Source organism: Microvirga massiliensis, assembly GCF_001006805.1.
Taxonomy (GTDB): Bacteria; Pseudomonadota; Alphaproteobacteria; order Rhizobiales; family Beijerinckiaceae; genus Microvirga; species Microvirga massiliensis.
Genome location: NZ_LN811354.1, coordinates 111,417 through 132,715, shown reverse-complemented (window position 1 = coordinate 132,715; position 21,299 = coordinate 111,417). Strand labels below are relative to the sequence as shown.

The following is a 21,299-nucleotide window of genomic DNA, read 5'->3' as shown; positions in this document are numbered from 1 at the left end:
ACTCCAGTCTCGGACGAGAAATCACTCGGCCGCGACTGGGTGAGGCCGTCCGCGAGATTGACGTTCGCGCTTGATGAGTTCTGCAGTGAGGAACGCTATCTCCAAAGCCTGATCCGCATTGAGGCGCGGATCGCAATAGGTGTGATAGCGATCCCGCAGGTCGGCATCCGTCACGGCTCGAGCACCACCCGTGCATTCCGTGACATTCTTGCCGGTCATCTCGAGGTGTACGCCACCCGCATGCGTGCCCTCCCCCTGGTGAACGGCAAAGAAGTTCCTCACCTCTCCCATCACCATCTCGAAGGGCCGCGTCTTGTAGCCCGACGCAGACTTGATCGTATTGCCGTGCATCGGATCGCATGACCAGATCACCGTCCGGCCTTCGCGCTTTACCGCACGGATGAGAGCAGGCAAGTGATCGAACACCTTGTCCGCACCGAAGCGGCAGATCAGCGTGAGCCGGCCAGGCTCATTCTCCGGATTGAGAACATCGATCAGGCGGATCAGGCCATCAGGCGTCAAGCTCGGCCCGCATTTGAGCCCGATCGGGTTCTTGATGCCGCGCACATATTCGACATGCGCCTCATCGGGGTCGCGGGTGCGATCTCCGATCCAGAGCATGTGTCCCGAAGTCGCGTACCAGTCGCCTGTAGTCGAATCCACCCGGGTCATCGCCTGCTCGTAGCCGAGGAGCAGCGCTTCGTGGCTCGTGTAGAAGTCCGTTGTGCGCATCTCCGGATGGACTTCGGGATCGATGCCGATCGCCTTCATGAAGTCCATCGTCTCGGTGATGCGTTCCGCGAGCTCGCGATAGCGGGATGATTGCGGGCTGTCCTTGACGAAGCCCAGCATCCAGCGATGCGCGTTTTCGAGGTTGGCATAACCTCCGGTCGCGAAGGCGCGGAGGAGATTGAGAGTCGCGGCAGCCTGCCGGTAGGCCATCAGCTGTCGACGCGGATCCGGCTCACGCCCCTCCCCCGTGAACGCGATATCGTTGATGATGTCTCCCCGGTAGCTCGGCAGTTCGACGCCATCGACGGTCTCCGTCGGTGCAGAACGCGGCTTCGCGAACTGGCCGGCGACCCGACCGATCTTCACCACCGGCGAGCCGCCCGCGAAGGTAAGGACCACGGCCATCTGAAGGAATACGCGGAAGAAATCGCGGATATTGTCGGCCGAATGCTCGGCGAAGCTCTCCGCGCAATCGCCACCCTGAAGCAGGAAGGATTCACCTGCTGCAACCTTGGCAAGGGAGCGCTTCAGCTTGCGAGCCTCACCGGCAAACACCAGAGGCGGAAACCCGGCGAGCTGCTGCTCGACCTGCCCGAGGGCTTTCTCGTCCGCATAAACGGGCACCTGCTGGATTGGCTTATTTCTCCAGCTATCCGGCGTCCAACGCTCGCTCATGACCCGTTTCCTTCGACACCCCAGTTTCGAACCGCCCCCATGGCGCCGGACCTATACACGAAACCTTCCCCGAAAGGCGAGAGCGGCGCTTGCGGCTGATCGGCCGATACTCCTCTTGCGAGATGAAAGCAGAGTAGCGGCCCATCAGCCAACTGAAACGGGCGTCTTCACGACGACCGGGGTCCGCATGGTCACGAGTTCTTCGGCAGCGGTCGGGTGCACGGCAATCGTGCGGTCGAAATCCGCCTTCGTGGCTCCCATGGTGACGGCGATGCCCGCGAGCTGGATCATCTCACCGGCATCGCTTCCCATGATGTGGACCCCGACGACCCGGTCCGTCGCCTTGTCGACGAGGAGCTTCATGAGAACGCGGTCATCACGCCCCGATAGCGTTGCGCGCATGGGCCGGAAGCTCGTGCGGTAGACGTCGATCTCTCCATGGAGCTTGCGGGCCGCCACCTCGCTGAACCCGATCACGCCGATCTCCGGAGTCGAGAAGACGGCGGTGGGGATGATCGAGTGATCGACGATCGTCGGCTTTCCGCCGAACACGGTATCCGCAAAGGCATGCCCCTCACGGATCGCCACCGGAGTGAGATTGGCCCGGTTGGTGACATCCCCGACGGCGTAGATCGAGGGCGTGATGGTCTGTGAATAGGCATCCACGGGAATGGCGCCGACCGCGTCGACCTCAATTCCGGCCGTCTCGAGCCCAAGGCCGGTGATGTTCGGGCGGCGACCCGTCGCGCCGAGGACGGTATCGAATTCGAGGACTTCGCCGTCGGAAAGCGTTGCCTGGATGGCACCGCCCCGGCGATCGAGCCGATCGACGGTGCGTCCGAGCCTGAGGCGAACCCCGCCACGGGCGTAGGCGTCGCCAATCGCATCGCGAATGTCCTCGTCGAAGCCGCGCAGCAGCTTGTCTCCGCGATGCACGAGCGTCACCTCGCTGCCCAACCCTCGGAAGATGCCGGCGAATTCCACGGCGATATAGCCGCCGCCGATGACCAGGATGCGGCGCGGCTGCTCGGCGAGATCGAAGACTTCGTTCGATGTGATCCCGAGTTCACCTCCCGGAATCGCGGGTTCGAGCGACGGCCGAGCCCCGACAGCAACCAGAATGTATCGCGCCCGCACGCGGGCGCCGGTGCTCAGCACCCGTACCGTATGGGCATCCTCGATCACCGCACGCGAGTCGATGATCTCGACTCCGGCCTTCTCGAGATTGGAGCGATAGATGCCTTCGAGGCGACTGATCTCCCGGTCCTTGTTGCGGATCAGCGTAGGCCAGTCGAAACGGGGCTTCTCGACCGTCCAGCCAAAGCCCGCCGCATCCTCGAAATCGTCCGAGAACCGGCTTGCATAGACGAGAAGCTTCTTCGGGACACATCCGCGGATCACGCAGGTCCCGCCGACGCGGTATTCCTCGGCGACCACGACCCGTGCCCCATAGCCCGCAGCGATCCGCGCCGCCCGGACGCCTCCGGAGCCACCACCGATGACGAAGAGATCGACGTCGAAGTTGCTCATCCGATCATCCCCTGCTCCCGCATGCGCACGCCCCGGAGCCACACCAAGGCAGCAGCTACCGACGAAGCCCACCAGGCTTGCCAGGCGCCGTGTCCGATCAGGGACACGGAGGCGACAACCGCGAGAAATGCAAGCTCGGCAGTCGGCATGATGCCGCTGCCCTGGGCGGCGCAACGGAGGACCAGCAGGGCGATCGCAAGAGCCATGAGCGCTCCCGGGAAACCGAGCTCGACCCAGATCTGCAGCGCCGCATTGTGCGCATGGCTCGCGCCAAGGAGTTCGCGACGCTCAGGAGCAACCTCCTCGGCTACCGGAAGATCGCCCATGCGGGCGCTCGTCCCGAATCCTGCTCCGAGCCAGGGCTCCGCCGCCACTGCTGCGCCGAAGCTCTGCCAGATTTCGACGCGCGCCTGCGAGTTGCTGGCAGCCAAGGCCTGATGAAGTCGAGCAGGAATGAGCGCTCCGGCAATCGGCCCGGTGAGCGGAGCGAGCAGAATCGCGGAGGCGAGGGCGAGGGCCAGCATTCCGGCGCATGCCCGCTGGGACGTGCGGGCAATCGCCACCACCGCGATGGCCACCAGCGCTCCAAGACGTGCGGCTCCGCTTTCCGAGATCGCCACGACCCCGAGAACGCCGAGCGCTGCAAGTCCGACGACGATTCGATTCACCGCGCCCGGGCGAAGTATCGCCAGGGTAAGGAGCGGCACGAGTCCCAACAGCAGCGTGAGCGCCGGCCGGTTATGGATGAAGCTGGCCGATCGCACACCAATGGCCTGACGCAAGGCGAGGCCACTCGAAAGATCAGTAAGGATGATGACACTCGCGACGATGATCCCGAAGGCGAGCCCGAGATATGCGCTGCGACCAAGGTGAGGCGGAAGAGTGAGGAACAGAACGAATCCAGCGAGGACGGACAGCCAGAACTCACCGAGCGCTCTGATCGTCAGGAGCGGAGCGCCGCTCCAGAGAAGTGACAGGATGCACCACGCGAGGGCAGCGAGGACCGCCATTCCGAGCGGGGAACGAGCCGCGCGCAGCATGCGTCCGAGCAACGCAGCGACGCCGCTCTCCGCGCAGGTCGCCGCAGCGCAGAACAAGGCAGCAACAGTCAGGAAAACTGGGCTCGAACGGTGTGCGATCGCCATCCCGACCGGCAGGAGCACGAGAGACAGGATCGCACCCTGCCAGAGGCGGGGGGCGATCCATGTCGCCGACTCGTCATACGAAGCCCGAATCGACGATGCGACCGTCATGGCGGGATGCTCCTCTCGCATGGCATCACCAGATCCGAGTGCCTGGCCGGGCCTCTATTGGAGGGCGTGCCCTCTCTTGCCCATCTCGTCGCGAGCCCGGTGCATCGCATATTCTGCGACGTTCTGCGTCCAGGTGCCCATATCGCGCACGAAATCGCCAAGAATCAGCGGCTCGGTCTCAAGATATTTCTGCCCGACCGGAGACTTGAAGAAAGCGGCAACCTGACGAAGCTCGTCCTCGGTCATTCGGCCCGCAACCGTGCGCGCCGCCAACTCGACCATCTGCTGCTTCTGCTTCTCGATCTCCGGACGGATGATCTCGACCACGACATCGAGATCTTTCCGGATCTCGGGCCGCGTGACGTTCATCTGCTCGAGGGAACGCAGGGTATCCTGCACGATAGCATCGAGCGGCTTCGTGAGGCCCGAGGCAGCTGCCACTTCCCGTGCGTAAACGAGATGCTGCGCAGAGAAATTCGTGCCCTGCCCGGCTGTCTGAGCCGAGGCCGGAAGTTGGACGAGCATGAGTGCGAGGCAGGTCGCAGCGCATCGCAGCGTGGAACGGATCATCATGTAACTCCAGATCAGGATTGAATTCGGTCAGACGCGGCCGATCTCGTCGACGCCGCTCGCGGTTGCGACGATCGCGCCGGTCGCAAGGCTGATGAACAGACCGTGCTCGACCACGCCGGGGATCGCCTGCAAGGAAGCGGCAAGCTCCTCCGGCCGGTCGATGCGCAAGAGCTTCGCATCGAGAATGTAATGCCCACCATCGGTGAGGAACGGCTCTCCGTTGGCGGCCATCCTGAGGCTCGTCTCATCGGGCAGATTCATGCGCCGCAGGCAGTTCTCGACCGAGCGGCGCGTCGCCGCAAGCCCGAACGGGACCACCTCAATCGGCAGCGGAAACCGGCCGAGGACATCGACGCGCTTCGACTCGTCGGCGATGACGATCATGCGCTTGCTCGCCGCCGCCACGATCTTCTCCCTCAGGAGAGCACCACCGCCGCCTTTGATGAGGCGCAAGTCGCCATCGAGCTCGTCAGCACCATCGACCGTGAGGTCGAGTTCTGGTGTCTCGTCGAGTGTCGTGAGCGGAATGCCTTCCTCGGTGGCCTGGGCATGGATCGTCTCCGAAGTCGGAACGGCGATGATGCCGAGGCCGCCTCGCACGCGTTCGCCGAGCAGTGAAACGAAATGGCGCGCCGTCGAGCCGGTGCCGAGGCCTACGCGAAACCCTTCTCCGACGAGAGCGACGGCGCGCTCCGCCGCTCTGCGCTTCAGAGTATCGCTCACCGGTCGAGCCCACCGAGAAGCATGTATTTCATCTCGACGAATTCCTCCATGCCGTGGCGCGATCCCTCGCGCCCGATCCCGGATTCCTTCACGCCACCGAACGGTGCGACTTCCGTTGCGAGAAGCCCCGTGTTGACGCCGACCATGCCGTAATCGAGCGCCTCTGCGACCCGGAACACGCGCCCGAGATCGCGCGCATAGAAATAGGCTGCGAGCCCGTATTCGGTGGCATTCGCCTGGGCGATCACATCTTCCTCGTCCTCGAAACGATAGACCGGCGCAACGGGGCCGAAGGTTTCCTCGCGCGTGACGAGCATGCGGGTCGACACATTGGAGAGCACCGTCGGCTCGAAAAAGCTGCGTCCCAACTCATGGCGCTTGCCGCCGACGACGACCTTCGCGCCCTGCCCGACGGCGTCGGCGATGTGGCGCTCGACCTTGTCGATCGCATCCATGGTGATGAGCGGGCCTTGGGTCACGCCCACTTCGAGGCCATTGCCGACCTTCAGGTCCATGACCTTCTTGGCAAGGGCCGCCACGAACTCGTCGTAGATCCCGGCCTGTGCGTAGATCCGGTTCGCACAGACGCAGGTCTGCCCCATGTTGCGGAACTTCGAGACGATGGCCCCCTCCGCAGCGGCCTCGATATCGGCGTCGTCGAACACGATGAAGGGTGCGTTGCCGCCGAGCTCGAGTGCGACTTTCTTCACCGTCGAAGCGGCCTGCCGCATGAGAAGCTTGCCGACCTCCGTCGAGCCCGTGAAGCCGACGAAGCGCACGGCCGGGTGCGATGTGAGGACACCGCCGATGGCAGGAGCATCACCCGTGATGATGTTCAGAACTCCGGGCGGGATCCCGGCGCGCTCGGCGAGTGCCGCGAGGGCAAGCGCCGTGAGCGGGGTTTCCGGAGCCGGCTTGATCACGGCCGTGCATCCGGCGGCGAGCGCCGGCGCGACCTTGCGCGTGATCATGGCCGCGGGGAAATTCCACGGTGTGATCGCCGCAATGACGCCGATCGGCTGCTTGATTACGACGATGCGCGAGTCGGGCCGGTGACTCGGGATGGTCTCGCCGTAAACGCGCTTGGCCTCCTCGGCATAGAACTCCACGAAGGATGCGGCATAATCGACCTCGCCCCGGGCCTCCGCCAGGGGCTTCCCCTGCTCGCTCGTCATCAGGAGGGCGAGATCTTCCTTGTTGGCGAGGATCAGGTCGAACCAGCGCCGCAGGATCTGCGACCGTTCCTTGGCGAGCCTGCGCGACCAGGACTTGAACGCTTCTTCGGCGGTCTCGACGGCACGAACGGCCTCGGCCTCGCCAAAATGCGGGACCCGGCCAACGACCTCTCCAGTCGCAGGATTGTCGACCTCTTCCCTCGGCTCGCCAATCCAGGCGCCGCCGACAAAGCAACGATCCTTCAGAAGAGATGCGTCGTTCAATTTCATGGCAGACCCTCCAGCTGCAGCGATCGACCCGCGTCTAGCATGCAGGCCGGACCGGGAGAAGAACCGGACCGCACTGGCCGAACGCCGAAGGCGCCGCTCTCGGGAATCAGGGCCGCTGCGGTGCCGGGCCGGACCGCCCGGGCATCTGTCCGGCTTCGGCTGGTATGGGGGGCGGCGTCGGGGGATTCGTCTGAGGCGTGCAGACGACGCGCTCCTCGAAGACGTAGCAGACGCTCATCTCGCCCGTTCGATAGTTGACCCGGAATACACCCCCTTCACGCTCGTGGCGCGATGCGACGAGGCCGTATTCTCCCGGAGTCTGCGCTCCGGCCCCCTCGCCGGCTCCGTAACACAAGGTCCCTCCGACCGTTCCCTCCTGGAGACCATACTGACAGGAGGTCACTTCGCCGGTCACGCGATCGATCCGGTAAATCCGGTTCAAGTCGGTCTGGGGTGCGGGCACGAAGTCGAACGACGCGGCGGCTGCCGGGCCGACCACGGCAAGAGCTGCCGCGGCGGCGCTCCAGCGGATCAAGCGCGGCCGGAGGAACGTCACATACATCGGGAGGTCCTTGATCACGAATCAGGCGGGCAGGTTACCACTCGGGAGGCCGGACTCACTCGGCCGCTCCCGGCTATCCGATATCCTGGATGCCCCTTCGGACGGTGCCTCGCCGACCGTGCGGCATCTCCGCAACAGATCCGGAGGATCGGTTCACGATGGCTTGATCGACCCATCCGTTGCGGCTAGCCAAGCTGGATGTCCGACCATCGCTCCCCCATCGCGGTCTTCGACCTCGACGGCACTCTGGCCGACACGATCTATGATCTGATCGCGACGCTCAATGTCGTCCTCCAATCCGAGGGTCTGCCGGCCCTGTCTCTCGAGGAGGGCCGTACCCTCGTGGGAGCCGGGGCCCGCGCACTCATCGAGCGGGGATTGGCGGTCGCGGGGCGGAGCGTCTCCTCGGACCAGCTGGACGAACTGCATCGGCTGTTCCTCGACCATTACGGCCGGAACCTCTGCGTCGACACGCGCCTGTTTCCCGGGGTCGTGGCGGCCCTCGATCGCCTCGAAGACGCCGGCTTCGCTTTGGCTGTCTGCACCAATAAATACGAGCATCACTCGATCGAACTGCTCGAGGGCCTCGGAATCGCATCACGGTTTCGCGCGATCTGCGGACGCGACAGCTTTCCGTATGCAAAGCCGGATCCGCGGCATCTGCTGCTCACCATTGAGCAAGCCGGCGGCGATCCCTCTCGCGCCGTAATGGTCGGCGACTCGATCACGGATATCACGACCGCCAAGGCCGCCCGCATCCCCGTCATCGCCGTTACTTTCGGATACACGGACCGCCCCGTTCAGGAGCTCGAGCCCGACGTCCTGATCGACCACTATGATCGGCTGTTCGATGCCGTCGAGGCGATCATCCCGACGCCCATGCCCGCCGTGGCGAACGCCTGACCTGAAACTGCGGCGCCTCCTCGCCGCAGAGGCGATCAGTGGGAGGAGTGGCTCTCGTGGCCGCTGCTGGCAGGTGCTCCGATCTTCTCGACCTGCAACTGGACAGGGATCCTTCCGGCGCGCTCGAACACGAGCACGCCATCCAGGCGATCCCCTTCGCGCAGCGGGTTCCGGAGGTCCATCAGCATCAGGTGGAGTCCGCCTGGGCGCAGTTCGACCTTCCCGTGGGGCGAGATCGGCACGTTCTGGACCTGGCGCATCCGCGTCACCCCGCCGCTTTCCGTCGTCTCGTGAATCTCGACACGTCCGGCAACAGCCATCTCGACGGCGAGAAGCCGATCCTGCGCATCGCCATGATTCTCGATTACGAGGTACCCGGCGCCGACCTTCGCGCCACCGGGCGTGGCACGGGACCAGCCGTCGCGCACGACGATCGTGGGATCCGAGGCCTGAACGGGAACGAGCCAGCCGAGCCCGACCATGAGCAAGGCAGCGAAAACGACAGCCCTCAAAGCGTCCTCCGCATCGACAGGCTTGGCTTCACGATTGCGTGAAACGGATGGTGGGCGCGACAGGGATTGAACCTGTGACCCTTCGCGTGTGAAGCGAATGCTCTCCCGCTGAGCTACGCGCCCTGAAGGCGAATTCTCTAGAGGGCCTTAGCCGGTGCCGTCAAGCGCCGAAGTCGTCCCAGCGTCGCTCCGCTGTGTGCGGTCGAGCACGGCAGCCGGTAACCGAAATGTGGCAGCTTGGCCATTAAAGTGGGCAGCAAGCTCAAGCGACGATGGATCCGGAGCGTGACCATTGCGTTCTAGCCAAAGAAATATCGCTGGGACATCAGAGGCAGACATGACACCAACACGCGGCGCATTCTGCGGCCTTGTTTTCGCCCTTGCTATGGCAGCTACGCCAGCGGCGGCGTTCTTCGAGATCGATCCGCTGACCCGGCAACCGCTCTACGGCTCCGGCGACGATCAGGCCTACAGGGCTCAGGCCTCTCCTGTTCCGCGGGCCGTGGTGCCATTCAGTGACCGCTATGCGCCGGGAACGATCGTCATCTCCACGGACGAGCGTCGACTCTATTATGTGCTCGGGAACGGAGAGGCGATCCGCTACGGGATCGGGGTCGGGCGACCCGGTTTCGAGTGGGCCGGTACCAGGAGGGTCACCATGAAGCGTGAATGGCCCGACTGGCGTCCGCCCGCACAGATGCTCCGTCGACGCCCCGACCTTCCCCGCTACATGGAGGGCGGCCCGGACAATCCTCTTGGGGCACGGGCACTCTATCTTGGCGGGAGCCTGTATCGCATCCATGGCTCGAACGAGCCGGAGACGATCGGGCAGGCCGTGTCCTCCGGATGCATCCGCATGACGAACGAGGATGTGATTGATCTTTATAATCGGGTGAAGGTCGGCACGCGCGTGGTCGTGCTCAACTGACGAGCCGGTTCTTCAACAGCCCTCTCGCCCTCCTGAGCCGCAGGCGAGGCGATCCAGTCTTAGACGGTGGCCTGGCTCGCTTCGCTGTGCTCGCGATGGCGTGTAGGGCATGAGAAAGGGAGGAGCGCTGGACCCGCTTCCGTCATTGTAAACGAAGTGAAGAGATCCAGACTTAGGGCCACACGACACCTGGATCGCTTCTCCCTCACGCGCGGTGACGGAAAAGCCCAGAGTGCCTCCACACCTGGAGAATCCGGGTCAGTTGCGTCGCGTCGGATCCCGCGATAGCCCCTTGGCGTCGAGGTCCGCGAGATAATTCTGCCATCTTTCGGCTTGGTCACGACCCAGCTCGTAGAGATAATCCCATCCGTAGATCCCGGTATCGTGAAGATCGTCGAAGCGGAGTTTGACGGCATAGTTGCCGACGGGCTCGACAGCGAGGATCTCGACGTTTTTCTTGCCCGGCACCGTCTTGCGCTCCGAAGGGCTATGTCCCTGGACCTCGGCGGACGGGCTCGTCACCCGGAGGTACTCGGCCGGCAGATCGAATCGCGCGCCATCGTCAAAGGTGATCGTCAGGAGCCGGCGATCCTTCGCGAGCCGAAGCTCCGTTGGCCAGCGTTTCGGGTTCATTATGCCTCCTCCGGCCATGATTTGACGGGACCGGCCCACCATCTAAGGTAGGGCGACCCTGGTGCAGCCCGACAACGAATACAATTGGAATGCTCGAAGACCCAAGCGCCATCCTGACATCCACCCCCGAGCCGCTCATGGACCCGTTCGGGCGCCGGATCGAGTATCTGCGCGTCTCGGTGACGGACCGCTGCGATTTCCGCTGCGTTTATTGCATGTCCGAAGACATGACGTTTCTGCCGAAGCGGGATCTTCTGACGCTGGAAGAACTCGACAGGCTCTGCTCCGCGTTCGTCGATCGTGGCGTGAAGAAGCTCCGCATCACCGGTGGCGAGCCTCTCGTCCGCCGTGACATCATGACCCTGTTCGGGAGCCTCTCGCGGCATCTTGCAAACGGCGCGCTGGATGAGCTGACGGTCACGACCAACGGCTCGATGCTCACCCGCTACGCGGAGCAACTGGCGGGATACGGCATCCGGAGGATCAACGTGTCGCTCGACACGCTCGATGCGGACAAATTCCGGACGATCACGCGCTGGGGTGATTTCGGAAAGGTCCTGGCCGGCATCGACGCGGCGCGCGAGGCCGGGCTGAAGGTGAAGATCAACACCGTCGCGCTCAAAGGCGTGAACGAGGACGAGATCGAAACGCTCATCGAATGGGCGCACGGCCTCGGAATGGATCTCACCCTGATCGAGGTCATGCCTCTCGGCGAAATCGAAACTCAACGGGTCGACCAGTTCCTGCCGCTCTCGCAGGTGCGCGCGCGCCTGCAGGAACGCTACACGCTCACGGATCTCGATTATCGCACGGGAGGCCCGGCCCGCTATGTCCGGATCAGCGAAACGGGCGGCAGGCTCGGGTTCATCACGCCGATGACCCACAATTTCTGCGAGAGCTGCAACCGCGTCCGTGTGACCTGCACCGGGCAGCTCTACATGTGCCTCGGCCAGGAGGATTCCGCCGATCTCCGGGCGCCGTTGCGCATGTCCGAAGCGAACGACCGGCTCAACGAGGTCATCGAGGCCGCGATCGCCCGCAAGCCGCGGGGCCATGACTTCGTGATCGATCGGCGGCGGAACCGTCCGGCCGTCGGCCGTCACATGAGCGTTACCGGCGGCTGACGAACCCGGGATCAGAGCTTGTATGCCGTCCGGAAGCCGCCCCAGTGGCGGCCGAAGAGGTGGATCGGCACATCCACCTCGCGCATCATCACCGTGACCCCGCCACCCATCTCACGGGCATAGCTCTGTACGAGAAAGGGGCGTGTCGAGCGCGCCGCCGTGATCCCGGCGCGATCGTCGAAGATGCGCCGGTTCCGGCAATTCGCGGTGTTCCAGACGGTGTCACCGGGCCGCTGCGGTTGGGAATAGGCGCGGTTGTGCACCGGAATGTAGCCGTTCCGATCGATCGCGACGCAGAACACCATCCGTCGGTCGGCCGCGAGCAGCGGCTCCTGGATGGCGGGAAGGAGATCTTCGAGCACCTTCAGAGAGCGCGTCTCGAATTGCTGGGGATCCGTCCCCTGGATCGGTCGGTAATCCGCGTCGAAAAGCGCTTCGCGAGCAAGCCTGCCCTTCGTGACCGCCTGCTCGAGCGCAAGTTCCATCTGCCGTGCCGTCTCCTTGGCAGCGGAAATCAGCGGCCGGTAACCAGTCTCGATCTCGGCAATGACGTCGTCGAGACGGCGCTGGACGTCGGACTCCATGGGGCCGAAGGCACAATGCACTCCCATTCCGCTCGCTGCCACGACGCGCAGAGAGACCCCGCCGATCCGCTCGACATCGGCTTCGAGAATCGTGCCGACCTGTGGCGTGAGGCCGCCGGAAGCCTCGAGCAGCAGGCCGCCCGCGCCTATATCGATTGTCCTGGCTGCGGCCGACGCCGCATTCGAAACGATGCGCACGGCGATCTCCGCAGGAAACCTGTCATAGCGCCGGCGGTCGCCGATCTCGTTCTGTCGGATCACGGCGATGAAGCGTCGTGAGAGGGTCTGCGCCTGGTCGCTGGCCAGCGCCGCCGCTTCGTCCGCTCTCGTGATTCGGCTGGCTGCTCGCTCGGCAATCTCATCGACCGACTGGGCGCGCTCGCTGACATGCTCGACGAAAGAGGATGCTTCCGTCGCCCTGGCGGCCAGCTCGGACAGGGATGCGTTTTGCTCGTCGACTGCGGTTCGGACATTGGTGAAGACCGGCCGGACATCGTGAATAACCGACAACACCGTCTCGACGGATCCGATCGAGGCCTCGGCACGCTCCCGGAGATGTGCGATCCGCTCCCGGATATCGTTCGCCGCCCTCCCGGTCTCCACGGAAAGGGTCTTCACCTCGCTCGCCACGACAGCAAACCCCTTGCCGGCCGAGCCGGCGCGCGCGGCCTCGATCGTGGCATTCAGGGCCAGAAGGTTGGTCTGACGGGCCACGGCAGCAATCGTGTCGACGATGCCGGCGATCTCGACGGTCGCACGGGCGAGTTCCGCGATCAGCCCGTTCGCGCCTTCCGCAACTCTGACCGCCTCGGCAATCCTCGCATCGGCAAGATTCATCGCCCCGGTAATCTCCCCCGACGCGGCTGCCAGCTCTTCCGTCGAGGCTGCGAGTCCGAGCGCCTGCGAGGCCGCCCTTCTTCCCGCAGCGACAAGATCCACCATGCTGCCGTGGATCTCAGAGAGATCGTCCCGGGTGGCATTCACCTCATGGCTGGCCGTGCGAATGGCCTCTGTCACCTGACGGATCGCGCGCGAGACATCCGCTTCGAGGCTGTCGATCATCTCGCCGTCTAGTGAGCGGACGGGTTCCGGCAGCGGAGGCGGTTCCGACGGTGGAGCGGAGCGAGCCGGCTCGGGAGACTGCACCTTGCGGCGGAGTACGGAGATCACTGCGGCAGCCATGGACAGATGCGGGTCGGGAAGGCATTTTCGCCGATCATCGTTAATGAACCGCTAAGGTGCCGATCCGCACGGAGCAGGCGAGCCATGCCACGCGCCACCTCGACGAAGTGGCCCCGGCCGGCCTATCAGAGGTGCCGATCAGGAGCCTTCGTTGATCACCGCCTCAGCCAATCGCCGCGGCATCCTCGCGATGCTGGCGGGGATGACCTTCTTCACGCTCAATGACACTCTTCTGAAGATTGCAACGGTGGCGCTCCCGCCAGGCGAGATCATGGCCGTTCGCGGAGTGTTCGGTGTCGCGATCGCGCTCACGCTCGTCATTGCGGGCGGGCACATCGTCCACCTGCGCGAACTCGCCAGGCCCGTCCTCGCCGGGCGAGCGGTGCTCGAGGCGCTGGTCGCAGTCACCTTCATCACGGCACTCCATGACCTCCCGCTCGCGAACATCACGGCCATCCTGCAGGCGACCCCGATCGTCATCACGCTGCTCGCCGTCATTCTCGGTCTCGAGCGGGTGGGCATTCGCCGCTGGCTCGCAGTCATCGTCGGGTTCGCCGGCGTGATCCTGATCTGCAAGCCGAGCCCAGCCGGGTTCCAGCCTGCCGAGGCCTTGACCCTTCTGACCGCCACTCTGATTGCCTTCCGTGATCTCTTGACCCGACAGGTCGCGGCCCATGTGCCCACGATCGTCGTCACTCTCTCCGCTGCGGGCTCGGTGACACTCCTGGGCTTCCTCATGGCCTTCAAGGAAACCTGGCAGCCACTCGCTCTCGGAGAGATCATGCTCCTCGGCGTGGCCGCTATCCTCGTCACGCTCGGCAATCTCTCGATCATCGTGGCATTCCGGATCGGGAGCGTCGCGGTCGTCTCTCCCTTCCGGTACACGGTGGTGCCGCTTTCCCTCCTGATCGGCATCACGGTCTTCGGAGACATTCCCGATGCCGCAGCCCTGGTTGGGATAGGCCTCATCGTTATGAGCGGCCTCTACACGTTCTACCGGGAGCAGCGAGTCTGCAGTCCCGAGAGCGCCTCCCTGACGCCCGCTATCGGCGCAGGAGATAAGCCGTGAGGGCGACGATGCGCAGGAGCAACCGGCCGCCCCTGTCGGTGCTGATCGCGATTTCGATGTTGCAGCCCTTCGCGCTGAACGTGCTCGCCCCGGCGACCCCTGCCCTCGCCCGCTCGCTGGCGACGGACTACGCGACCGTCCAGCTCACGCTCACGGTGTATCTCGTGACAGTGGCCTTGAGCCAGCTCGTCGTCGGGCCGATCTCGGACAAAGTCGGGCGGCGCCCCTGCATTCTCGCCGGGGCTGCTCTCTTCGCTCTCGGCTCGCTCCTTGGGGCGCTTGCCCAGGAAATCACATTGCTCCTCGTCGCAAGGGCCGTGCAGGCGGCGGGCGGCGGCACCTGTTTCGCGCTTTCGCGCGCCGTCGTGCGGGACACGGCTTCGAAGGACGAATCCGCGAGCCTCCTCGGCTATCTGGCGAGTGTGATGGTCCTCGCGCCGATGGTCGCTCCCCTGATCGGCGGCTTCCTCGATGCAGAGTTCGGCTGGCGCTCCATCTTCTGGGCTTGCGTCGTGTTCTCGCTGGTCGTGATCGCGGGCTCCGTAGCGTTTCTGTCGGAGACCGCGCCCAGAACTCAATCCAGCGGGCTGTATGCGCTCATCCGGGGTTATCCCGATCTTCTCCGGGACCGGGTTTTCCTCGGCCATGCCCTGGCGCTTGCCTTCACGAGCGCGTCCTTCTTCGCCTTCATCGCGGGGGCTCCTTACGTAGTCGTCGAGCACATGGGCCGAGAGCCCGACGTCTACGGGTTCTTCTTCATGCTCAACGCGATCGGCTACATGGTCGGCAACTTCGTTTCCGGGCGCTTCGGACAACGGCTCGGAAGCGAGCGGCTCGCACGGATCGGGATCGTGCTCTCGGTCGTGTCGGTGCTGCTCGAAGCGGTTTGCCTTCTCGTCCTCCCCTGGACTCCGGCGACATTGTTCGTTCCCCTCGCGCTGAATGCGGTCGGCAACGGCATGACGATCCCCGGTGGAACGGCCTCGGCCCTCTCGGTGCGTCCGGACTTTGCCGGCGCGGCCGCCGGCCTCGTCGGAGCAACCCAGCTCGGCTTCGGCGCAATCGCGAGCATTCTGGTCGGATACCTGGTTCCAATCTGGCCGGCAGCCCTGGTTGCCGTGATGCTCGCCCTCGTGCTCACCGGCTGGGCCTCGCTGTCGCTCCTGCCGCGCGCCCGGGCCTGACGAGATGCCCGGCCCGAATACTGGACCCGGGCCGGTCTCGCTCGGGTGATCCTTCGCCGGACCAGCCGTAAGGTCAGCTTGTTTCAGGTCTTTCGATCAGGTAACGACCCGGTAATCATCTCCAACAGCTTGAGCTTTCCGGGGACGGACCGTGCCAGCACTTCTGAGGGTCAGCCGGCTCATTGACACTCTGAACGAGTGGATCGGCCGGACCGTCGCCTGGGCGATCGTCCTTGCGGTCCTGGTTTCGGCCGTGAATGCCATCATCCGGAAGGTGTTCGGCACCTCGTCGAATGCCTGGCTCGAGTTGCAATGGTATCTCTTCGGCGCCGTCTTCATGCTATGCGCCGCCTGGACGCTGAAGGCCAACGAGCACATCCGGATCGACATCATCTCGAACCTCCTCCCGAAGCGCGGGCGGGACTGGATCGACATTTTCGGGCATGTGTTCTTCCTGCTGCCCTTCGTGGCGGTGATGATCTACCTGTCCTTGCCATTCTTTCTGCGCTCCTATGAATCCGGTGAGGTCTCCACCAATGTCGGGGGACTGCTGATCTGGCCCGCGAAGGGGCTGATCCTGATCGGGTTCGTCCTGCTGGCGCTGCAGTGGTTCAGCGAGCTCGTGAAAAGGATCGCCATTATGAGAGGCATCATCGAGGATGAGCATGCCTCACCGGGGCATCAGGCGTCCGCCGAAGTGGAGGCCGAGCGCCTCGTGCAGGAAATCGCCACTTCGCAGGACGGCACGCCACCGGGCGACGGCATCCGCTAGGCCGCACCCCAAAATTCGTCGGAGCTCTCGTCCATGACCCACCTGATCGCCCAGAACCTGGCGCCGATCATGTTCGCGGCGCTGGTGATATTCCTGCTGCTCGGATATCCGGTTGCCTTCGCCCTTGCGGCCAACGGCCTTCTTTTCTTCGTCATCGCGGTCGAGCTCGCTCCTCTCGCCCCGGATGTCATCCGCCTCGACTGGCCCCTCCTGCAGGCGCTTCCCGAGCGCGTCTACCAGACGATGGGCAACGAGGTGCTCCTCGCGGTCCCCTTCTTCACCTTCATGGGGCTCATCCTCGAGCGTTCCGGGATGGCCGAGGACCTGCTCGACACGATCGGGCAACTCTTCGGCACCGTCCGCGGCGGCCTCGCCTATGCCGTGATCTTCGTCGGTGCGCTGCTCGCGGCAACGACCGGCGTCGTGGCCGCCTCGGTGATCTCGATGGGGCTGATCTCGCTGCCGATCATGCTCCGCTATGGCTATGACCGACGCCTCGCCACGGGCGTGATCGCGGCATCGGGCACGCTGGCGCAGATCATCCCGCCGTCCCTCGTCCTCATCGTGATGGCCGATCAGCTCGGCCGCTCCGTCGGCGACATGTACGAGGGCGCCTTCATCCCGGGCCTGGTGCTCTCGGGCCTCTATGCGTCGTATGTATTCGGCGTCACGATGCTCTTCCCAAAGGCTGGCCCGGGCCTTCCCCAGGAGGCGATCGGATATCGCGAGCCCGATGGGGCCCGCGGGGTCTGGCAGCTCGGTGTCCTGGTGCTGTTCTCGGGGTTCGTCGGCTATTACGTGATGTCCCAGACGGACACTCGCGCCGGCGCCGACTTCGTGATCCTGACGATCTGCGTTGCGACCGTCACGGCTCTCATCTGTGCGCTCATGAACCGGCTGTTCGGCGCGCGCCGTATCGTGCTGTCGGCGCTCGTCACGGCCGCCCTGATTGGCGTTTACCTCTACCTGCTGCGCACGGGCCACCGGACGCCCGGCCTCATGATGGAGATGGTCGCAGCGGGCGCGCTCTATGCATTGGTCGTCGGTCTCGTGGAGCGCTTCACCGGCCTGCGCCTGATGTCGCGGATGGCAGAGCAGGTCACCTTCGTGATGGTGCCGCCGCTTCTCCTCATCTTCCTCGTGCTCGGGACGATCTTCATCGGTGTCGCGACTCCCACCGAAGGCGGCGCCATGGGTGCCTTGGGATCGCTGATCCTCGCCTTGGCAAAGCGCTACATCGACAGGAATCCCAAGCGCCTCAACTTCACGCTCGTCCGCCAGGCGACCGAGTCGACGGCGAAACTCTCAGCCTTCGTGCTCTTCATCCTGATCGGCGCGCGCGTCTTCTCGCTCACCTTCTACGGCGTCAACGGGCATATCTGGGTCGAGCACCTGCTCACCTCGTTGCCGGGCGGTCAGGTCGGCTTCCTGATCTTCGTCAACGTCCTCGTCTTCTTCCTGGCGTTCTTCCTCGACTTCTTCGAGCTCGCCTTCATCATCATTCCGCTCCTCGGACCGGCCGCGGACAAGCTCGGGATCGACCTGATCTGGTTCGGCGTCATCCTGGGCGTGAACATGCAGACCTCGTTCATGCATCCGCCCTTCGGATTCGCGCTGTTCTTCCTGAGATCGGTCGCGGCGAAGGAGTCCTATATCGATCGTGTCACCGGCAAGCGGATGGAGCCGATCACCACGGGCCAGATCTACTGGGGCGCAGTGCCTTTCGTCATCATTCAGCTCATCATGGTGGGACTGGTGGTCTTTTTTCCGCAGATGGTGCTGCACTACAAGAGTTCGGCGACAAAGATCGATCCGGCCGCAGTTCAGAAGAAGCTCGACGATCTCGTCATCCCGGGCCTCGATCAGCCCGGCGGCGGCCTTCCGGACCTCGATCTCGCTCCGCCGAAGTTCTGAGGCCACCGTGCTGGAATGACCCGGGAGGCTCGCTCGACGCTCCGCAGCTCGGCAAATCCGCATCGAAGTGCCGCCGAGGCCATGACCCTGGCCAAGGCGATACGCATCCGGGTCGTGGCGCTCGCCGTCGCGCTGCTTGCGTGCTGCCTGTGGCCATCGGCGTCCGTAGCTCAGGCCCCTCTCCCCGCGGTACCGGACGTGCGGATCGCCGTCGAGGGGGCGTACCCGCCGTTCAATTATCTCGATCAGGCCGGAGAGCTTCAGGGATTCGAGCCGGAACTCGCCAAGACGCTTTGTGCCGCCGCTCATTTGCGGTGCACGCTCGTCGTTCGTGAATGGGACGGGATGATCCGCGGGCTCATCAACCGCGAATACGACGCGATCATGTCATCGCTCGAGATCACCAAGAAGCGCCAGAAGCGGATCGCTTTCTCGCGGCCTTACTATCGTGTGCCATCGGCCTTCGTGGGTAAGCAGGACGCCGAACCGCGGGAGACGTCGCCGGCCGGACTCGCCGGGTTGCGCATCGGCGTCGTAGACCGCTCGCCCCAGGCTGCGTTCCTGAAGGACCTCTATACCGAGTCCGAGATCGTGCCCTTCGCGAAGATCGACGAAGCCAATCTCGATCTCCTGATGGACCGCCTCGATCTCGTGCTTGGCGACAAGCTGGCCCTGGCCCGCTTCCTGGAGAGCCGTGAAGGGGCGTGCTGCAAGTTCGTCGGCGATGCCCCACAGGCCCCGGCCTATTTCGACTCCGGTGTCGGGATCGGATTCCGCAAGGAGGACACGGAACTCGTTGAAGCGTTCGATCGCGCCATCGGGCAGGTGCTGACGGACGGAACCTACGACGAGATCCGCAAACGGCATTTCTCGATCGATCTGCGCCCATAAGTCGGCGTCCATCGCTGGAGACTCGACGTCGAGCCGCGGCCCCATCTGGTTGTCCCAGCCTTTCCAGGATGACCAACCTTCGTCGGTGGGGCGCCCGTGCCAGACCCGGACTTCTACTGTTTCGCCAAGAACTTTCTCGATCGAGACGGTGAACGAGGCTCCGAGATTCGACGGTGTGTCGTAGACCTCGATTTTCTTCTGCTGCAACGTCTCGAACTCGCAAAGTACGGGAGGAGAGAACGTATTGCGCTCAGCCTCTCCCATGAACTCTAGAGACCTTCCACCTGCGTGGAATCGATCCCGATTTTGTGCCGCGCTGACGGCCTGTCGGAAACCACCCGACCTGAAAACACTCTGGACAAGCAATTTCTGCCTCACCATGATGAGGTCAAAGATCACGGTAGCCAGGCCCCGGCAACTGCTGCGCGCGGATCCAGTGGACCACGGAGAGCTACCTCAAGGAGGGAGGAGATGCGACGACGGCCACTGCGATTACGTGGGCGGCCTCGCCCGGGGTGACCATTCAACAGAAGGCATTGCTTTCCCTGCCGATGATCGGCCCGATAGAGCCTGGACCCAGACGCCCAGGCATTCCGGTCCTATGGACGAGAGCACCGCGGTGCGCCCGTGACGCCCTGGGGCGAGATTCATCTCTAGATAGACTTCAAGAGGATTCGGCTGATGGAATGTTCTTCGCTCACTGATTTGTTGATGGACCTCAAGAGCATCAACATGATCGTCGAGAACGGTCGGCCAACTCTGTCAAAGAGCATTCGGCCGACTGACGAGATGCTGGATCGCTGGGCGCGGATAGCAGCTCTCGGAGACGATGATGCCCGGCAGGTTGCAATCTGGGCTATCCGCGAAGCAGCTCTCGCGGCCGGCGTGGTTCCCGCCTCGGTCCAGGAATTGTACCTCGCGCGAGCGGCGGAAAAGTGGTCTGGACGAACGGTTCCTGCCATGAACCTGCGAGGATGGAGCTACCAGACGTGCCGCGCCGTCTTTCGAGCGGCGAAAGACATAGATGCGCATCTCTTCATCTTCGAGCAGGCGGTCGGTGAGGCGATCTATGCTGCGCAGCCGCCGGCCGAGTATACGGCCGCCGTCCTCGCGGCTGCGCTGAGGGAGGGATACTCGGGACCCGTCTTTCTGCAGGCTGACCACGACCAGGTGGATGCGAAGAGCTATGCGAAGGCGAAAGAAGAGGAGGTCCAGCGGCTCGAAGAGATCATGCGCAGGCAGATCGACGCTGGCTTCTTCAACATCGATATCGATGCCTCGACGGTCGTTGACCTCTCGCTTCCGACCATCGAGGATCAGCAGCGCCTCAATGCGGAGATCACGGCTCATTTCACCCGCTACGTGCGCGAGATCGAACCGGAGGGCATTACGATCTCCCTAGGCGCGGAGATTGGTGAAGTCGGTCACGAGAATACGACACCTGAAGAGCTCAGAGCTTTCATGGAGACCTATGCGAAGCTCCTGAAGCAGATGCCGCAACCCTACGCTGGGGTTAGTAAAATCAGCATCAACTCCGGAACATATCACGGCGGAAAGGTCCTGCCGGATGGCTCCCTCGCGCGGGTGAATGTCGACTACGACACATTGCGGACGATCTCAGATATCTGCCGGCGGGAATTCAACATGGCAGGCGCCGTGCAGCACGGAGCCTCGACACTCCCCGGCAGCCAGCTCGCCAAGTTCCCTGAGAGCGGGGCGGTGGAGATCCATCTCGCCCTGGGATTTAACAATCTCATTTTCGATCATCCGAGCCTGCCACAGGCGGTGAAGGACGAGATCAAGGACTACGTCTTTTCAAATCACCCCGCAGAGAGGGTGCCCGGGGAGACGGACGCGCAGTTCCTCTACAACACGCGCAAGAAGTCCTGGAAGGTCATGAAGAAGAGGTTCTGGGATCTGCCCGAGTCCATCCAGGACGACATTATGCTCTCGCTGCAAGCCATGTTCCGGGACATGTTCACCTGGATGAATGTCGGCCAAACGCGGGAATTGGTTCTCGAGCACACCAAAACGAGGAAGGTGCCACCGGGAATTCCCGGCGCACTGACACGCGCACTCAGCCACCAGTAACGGGAGAAACCCAGAAGTA

The 21,299-nt window shown here is 63.8% G+C and carries 19 protein-coding genes and 1 tRNA gene; 9 read left to right on the top strand and 11 right to left on the bottom strand.

Going from position 1 to position 21,299, the window contains the following annotated elements:
• Positions 1-21 precede the first annotated feature (21 nt).
• From BN1233_RS16605 to BN1233_RS16575, 7 genes are all read right to left on the bottom strand, one after another.
• A complete protein-coding gene (locus tag BN1233_RS16605) occupies positions 22-1,407 on the bottom strand; it encodes a class II 3-deoxy-7-phosphoheptulonate synthase (RefSeq protein WP_046864727.1) in 1,386 nt (461 codons plus the stop codon).
• Between the two features lie 144 nt (positions 1,408-1,551).
• Positions 1,552-2,937 (bottom strand): glutathione-disulfide reductase, encoded by a 1,386-nt coding sequence (gene gor / locus BN1233_RS16600; RefSeq protein ID WP_046864726.1) that lies wholly within the window; start codon positions 2,935-2,937, stop codon positions 1,552-1,554.
• Positions 2,934-4,190, bottom strand: a complete 1,257-nt coding sequence (locus tag BN1233_RS16595) for an O-antigen ligase family protein (protein WP_046864725.1) — start codon at positions 4,188-4,190, stop codon at positions 2,934-2,936. The genes gor and BN1233_RS16595 overlap by 4 nt, the downstream gene beginning before the upstream one ends.
• 54 nt (positions 4,191-4,244) lie before the next feature.
• Positions 4,245-4,763: a DUF2059 domain-containing protein gene (locus BN1233_RS16590; RefSeq protein ID WP_074078310.1), complete on the bottom strand. Its 519-nt coding sequence runs from the start codon at positions 4,761-4,763 to the stop codon at positions 4,245-4,247.
• Positions 4,764-4,790: 27 nt separating this feature from the next.
• The gene (rpiA, locus tag BN1233_RS16585) at positions 4,791-5,486 is read right to left on the bottom strand and encodes a ribose-5-phosphate isomerase RpiA (protein WP_046864724.1); all 696 of its coding nucleotides are present in this window, start codon (positions 5,484-5,486) and stop codon (positions 4,791-4,793) included.
• Complete coding sequence (locus tag BN1233_RS16580) at positions 5,483-6,931, bottom strand: NAD-dependent succinate-semialdehyde dehydrogenase (RefSeq protein ID WP_046864723.1); 1,449 nt, start codon at positions 6,929-6,931, stop codon at positions 5,483-5,485. The genes rpiA and BN1233_RS16580 overlap by 4 nt, the downstream gene beginning before the upstream one ends.
• A gap of 106 nt (positions 6,932-7,037) precedes the next feature.
• A complete protein-coding gene (locus BN1233_RS16575; RefSeq protein WP_046864722.1) occupies positions 7,038-7,493 on the bottom strand; it encodes a hypothetical protein in 456 nt (151 codons plus the stop codon).
• 198 nt (positions 7,494-7,691) lie between these two features.
• Between BN1233_RS16575 and BN1233_RS16570 the strand changes: the two genes are divergently transcribed.
• Positions 7,692-8,396, top strand: a complete 705-nt coding sequence (locus BN1233_RS16570; protein WP_046864721.1) for an HAD family hydrolase — start codon at positions 7,692-7,694, stop codon at positions 8,394-8,396.
• 35 nt (positions 8,397-8,431) lie between these two features.
• Here BN1233_RS16570 and BN1233_RS16565 read toward each other — a convergent pair whose 3' ends face one another.
• Together BN1233_RS16565 and BN1233_RS16560 are read right to left on the bottom strand one after the other, a co-directional pair.
• Entirely contained in the window at positions 8,432-8,908 is a 477-nt protein-coding gene (locus BN1233_RS16565; RefSeq protein WP_052763820.1) for a copper chaperone PCu(A)C, read from the bottom strand.
• 48 nt (positions 8,909-8,956) lie between these two features.
• Positions 8,957-9,031 (bottom strand) — tRNA-Val (locus BN1233_RS16560).
• Between the two features lie 214 nt (positions 9,032-9,245).
• On the opposite strand from BN1233_RS16560, the gene BN1233_RS16555 reads away from it, so the two are divergent.
• Positions 9,246-9,836: a L,D-transpeptidase gene (locus BN1233_RS16555; protein WP_046864720.1), complete on the top strand. Its 591-nt coding sequence runs from the start codon at positions 9,246-9,248 to the stop codon at positions 9,834-9,836.
• A 258-nt stretch (positions 9,837-10,094) separates the two neighbouring features.
• Here the strand turns inward: BN1233_RS16555 and BN1233_RS16550 are convergent, their stop codons facing one another.
• Positions 10,095-10,469: a gamma-butyrobetaine hydroxylase family protein gene (locus BN1233_RS16550; RefSeq protein ID WP_046864719.1), complete on the bottom strand. Its 375-nt coding sequence runs from the start codon at positions 10,467-10,469 to the stop codon at positions 10,095-10,097.
• Positions 10,470-10,558: 89 nt separating this feature from the next.
• Here BN1233_RS16550 and moaA point away from each other — a divergent pair, with 89 nt between their 5' ends.
• Positions 10,559-11,593 (top strand): GTP 3',8-cyclase MoaA, encoded by a 1,035-nt coding sequence (gene moaA, locus BN1233_RS16545; protein ID WP_046864718.1) that lies wholly within the window; start codon positions 10,559-10,561, stop codon positions 11,591-11,593.
• Positions 11,594-11,604: 11 nt separating this feature from the next.
• Here moaA and BN1233_RS16540 read toward each other — a convergent pair whose 3' ends face one another.
• Complete coding sequence (locus tag BN1233_RS16540; RefSeq protein WP_048708114.1) at positions 11,605-13,359, bottom strand: methyl-accepting chemotaxis protein; 1,755 nt, start codon at positions 13,357-13,359, stop codon at positions 11,605-11,607.
• A 151-nt stretch (positions 13,360-13,510) separates the two neighbouring features.
• On the opposite strand from BN1233_RS16540, the gene BN1233_RS16535 reads away from it, so the two are divergent.
• From BN1233_RS16535 to BN1233_RS16510, 6 genes are all read left to right on the top strand, one after another.
• On the top strand, positions 13,511-14,428 hold the full coding sequence (locus tag BN1233_RS16535; protein ID WP_048708116.1) for a DMT family transporter: 918 nt from the start codon (positions 13,511-13,513) through the stop codon (positions 14,426-14,428).
• Positions 14,425-15,612, top strand: a complete 1,188-nt coding sequence (locus BN1233_RS16530) for a multidrug effflux MFS transporter (RefSeq protein WP_048708119.1) — start codon at positions 14,425-14,427, stop codon at positions 15,610-15,612. The genes BN1233_RS16535 and BN1233_RS16530 overlap by 4 nt, the downstream gene beginning before the upstream one ends.
• Before the next feature lie 151 nt (positions 15,613-15,763).
• Positions 15,764-16,384, top strand: a complete 621-nt coding sequence (locus BN1233_RS16525; protein ID WP_046864717.1) for a TRAP transporter small permease subunit — start codon at positions 15,764-15,766, stop codon at positions 16,382-16,384.
• A gap of 33 nt (positions 16,385-16,417) precedes the next feature.
• The gene (locus BN1233_RS16520) at positions 16,418-18,298 is read left to right on the top strand and encodes a TRAP transporter large permease (protein WP_046864716.1); all 1,881 of its coding nucleotides are present in this window, start codon (positions 16,418-16,420) and stop codon (positions 18,296-18,298) included.
• A gap of 81 nt (positions 18,299-18,379) precedes the next feature.
• A complete protein-coding gene (locus BN1233_RS16515) occupies positions 18,380-19,189 on the top strand; it encodes a transporter substrate-binding domain-containing protein (RefSeq protein ID WP_082145528.1) in 810 nt (269 codons plus the stop codon).
• 681 nt (positions 19,190-19,870) lie between these two features.
• The gene (locus BN1233_RS16510) at positions 19,871-21,280 is read left to right on the top strand and encodes a class II fructose-bisphosphate aldolase (RefSeq protein ID WP_046864715.1); all 1,410 of its coding nucleotides are present in this window, start codon (positions 19,871-19,873) and stop codon (positions 21,278-21,280) included.
• Positions 21,281-21,299: the final 19 nt, after the last annotated feature.

Coding starts and splice junctions, on each gene's coding strand:
- BN1233_RS16605 (WP_046864727.1), bottom strand. CDS start 1,407: ATGAGCGAGCGTTGGACGCCGGATAGCTGGAGAAATAAGCCAATCCAG.
- gor (WP_046864726.1), bottom strand. CDS start 2,937: ATGAGCAACTTCGACGTCGATCTCTTCGTCATCGGTGGTGGCTCCGGA.
- BN1233_RS16595 (WP_046864725.1), bottom strand. CDS start 4,190: ATGACGGTCGCATCGTCGATTCGGGCTTCGTATGACGAGTCGGCGACA.
- BN1233_RS16590 (WP_074078310.1), bottom strand. CDS start 4,763: ATGATGATCCGTTCCACGCTGCGATGCGCTGCGACCTGCCTCGCACTC.
- BN1233_RS16580 (WP_046864723.1), bottom strand. CDS start 6,931: ATGAAATTGAACGACGCATCTCTTCTGAAGGATCGTTGCTTTGTCGGC.
- BN1233_RS16575 (WP_046864722.1), bottom strand. CDS start 7,493: ATGTATGTGACGTTCCTCCGGCCGCGCTTGATCCGCTGGAGCGCCGCC.
- BN1233_RS16570 (WP_046864721.1), top strand. CDS start 7,692: ATGTCCGACCATCGCTCCCCCATCGCGGTCTTCGACCTCGACGGCACT.
- BN1233_RS16555 (WP_046864720.1), top strand. CDS start 9,246: ATGACACCAACACGCGGCGCATTCTGCGGCCTTGTTTTCGCCCTTGCT.
- BN1233_RS16550 (WP_046864719.1), bottom strand. CDS start 10,469: ATGAACCCGAAACGCTGGCCAACGGAGCTTCGGCTCGCGAAGGATCGC.
- moaA (WP_046864718.1), top strand. CDS start 10,559: ATGCTCGAAGACCCAAGCGCCATCCTGACATCCACCCCCGAGCCGCTC.
- BN1233_RS16540 (WP_048708114.1), bottom strand. CDS start 13,359: ATGGCTGCCGCAGTGATCTCCGTACTCCGCCGCAAGGTGCAGTCTCCC.
- BN1233_RS16520 (WP_046864716.1), top strand. CDS start 16,418: ATGACCCACCTGATCGCCCAGAACCTGGCGCCGATCATGTTCGCGGCG.
- BN1233_RS16515 (WP_082145528.1), top strand. CDS start 18,380: ATGACCCTGGCCAAGGCGATACGCATCCGGGTCGTGGCGCTCGCCGTC.
- BN1233_RS16510 (WP_046864715.1), top strand. CDS start 19,871: ATGGAATGTTCTTCGCTCACTGATTTGTTGATGGACCTCAAGAGCATC.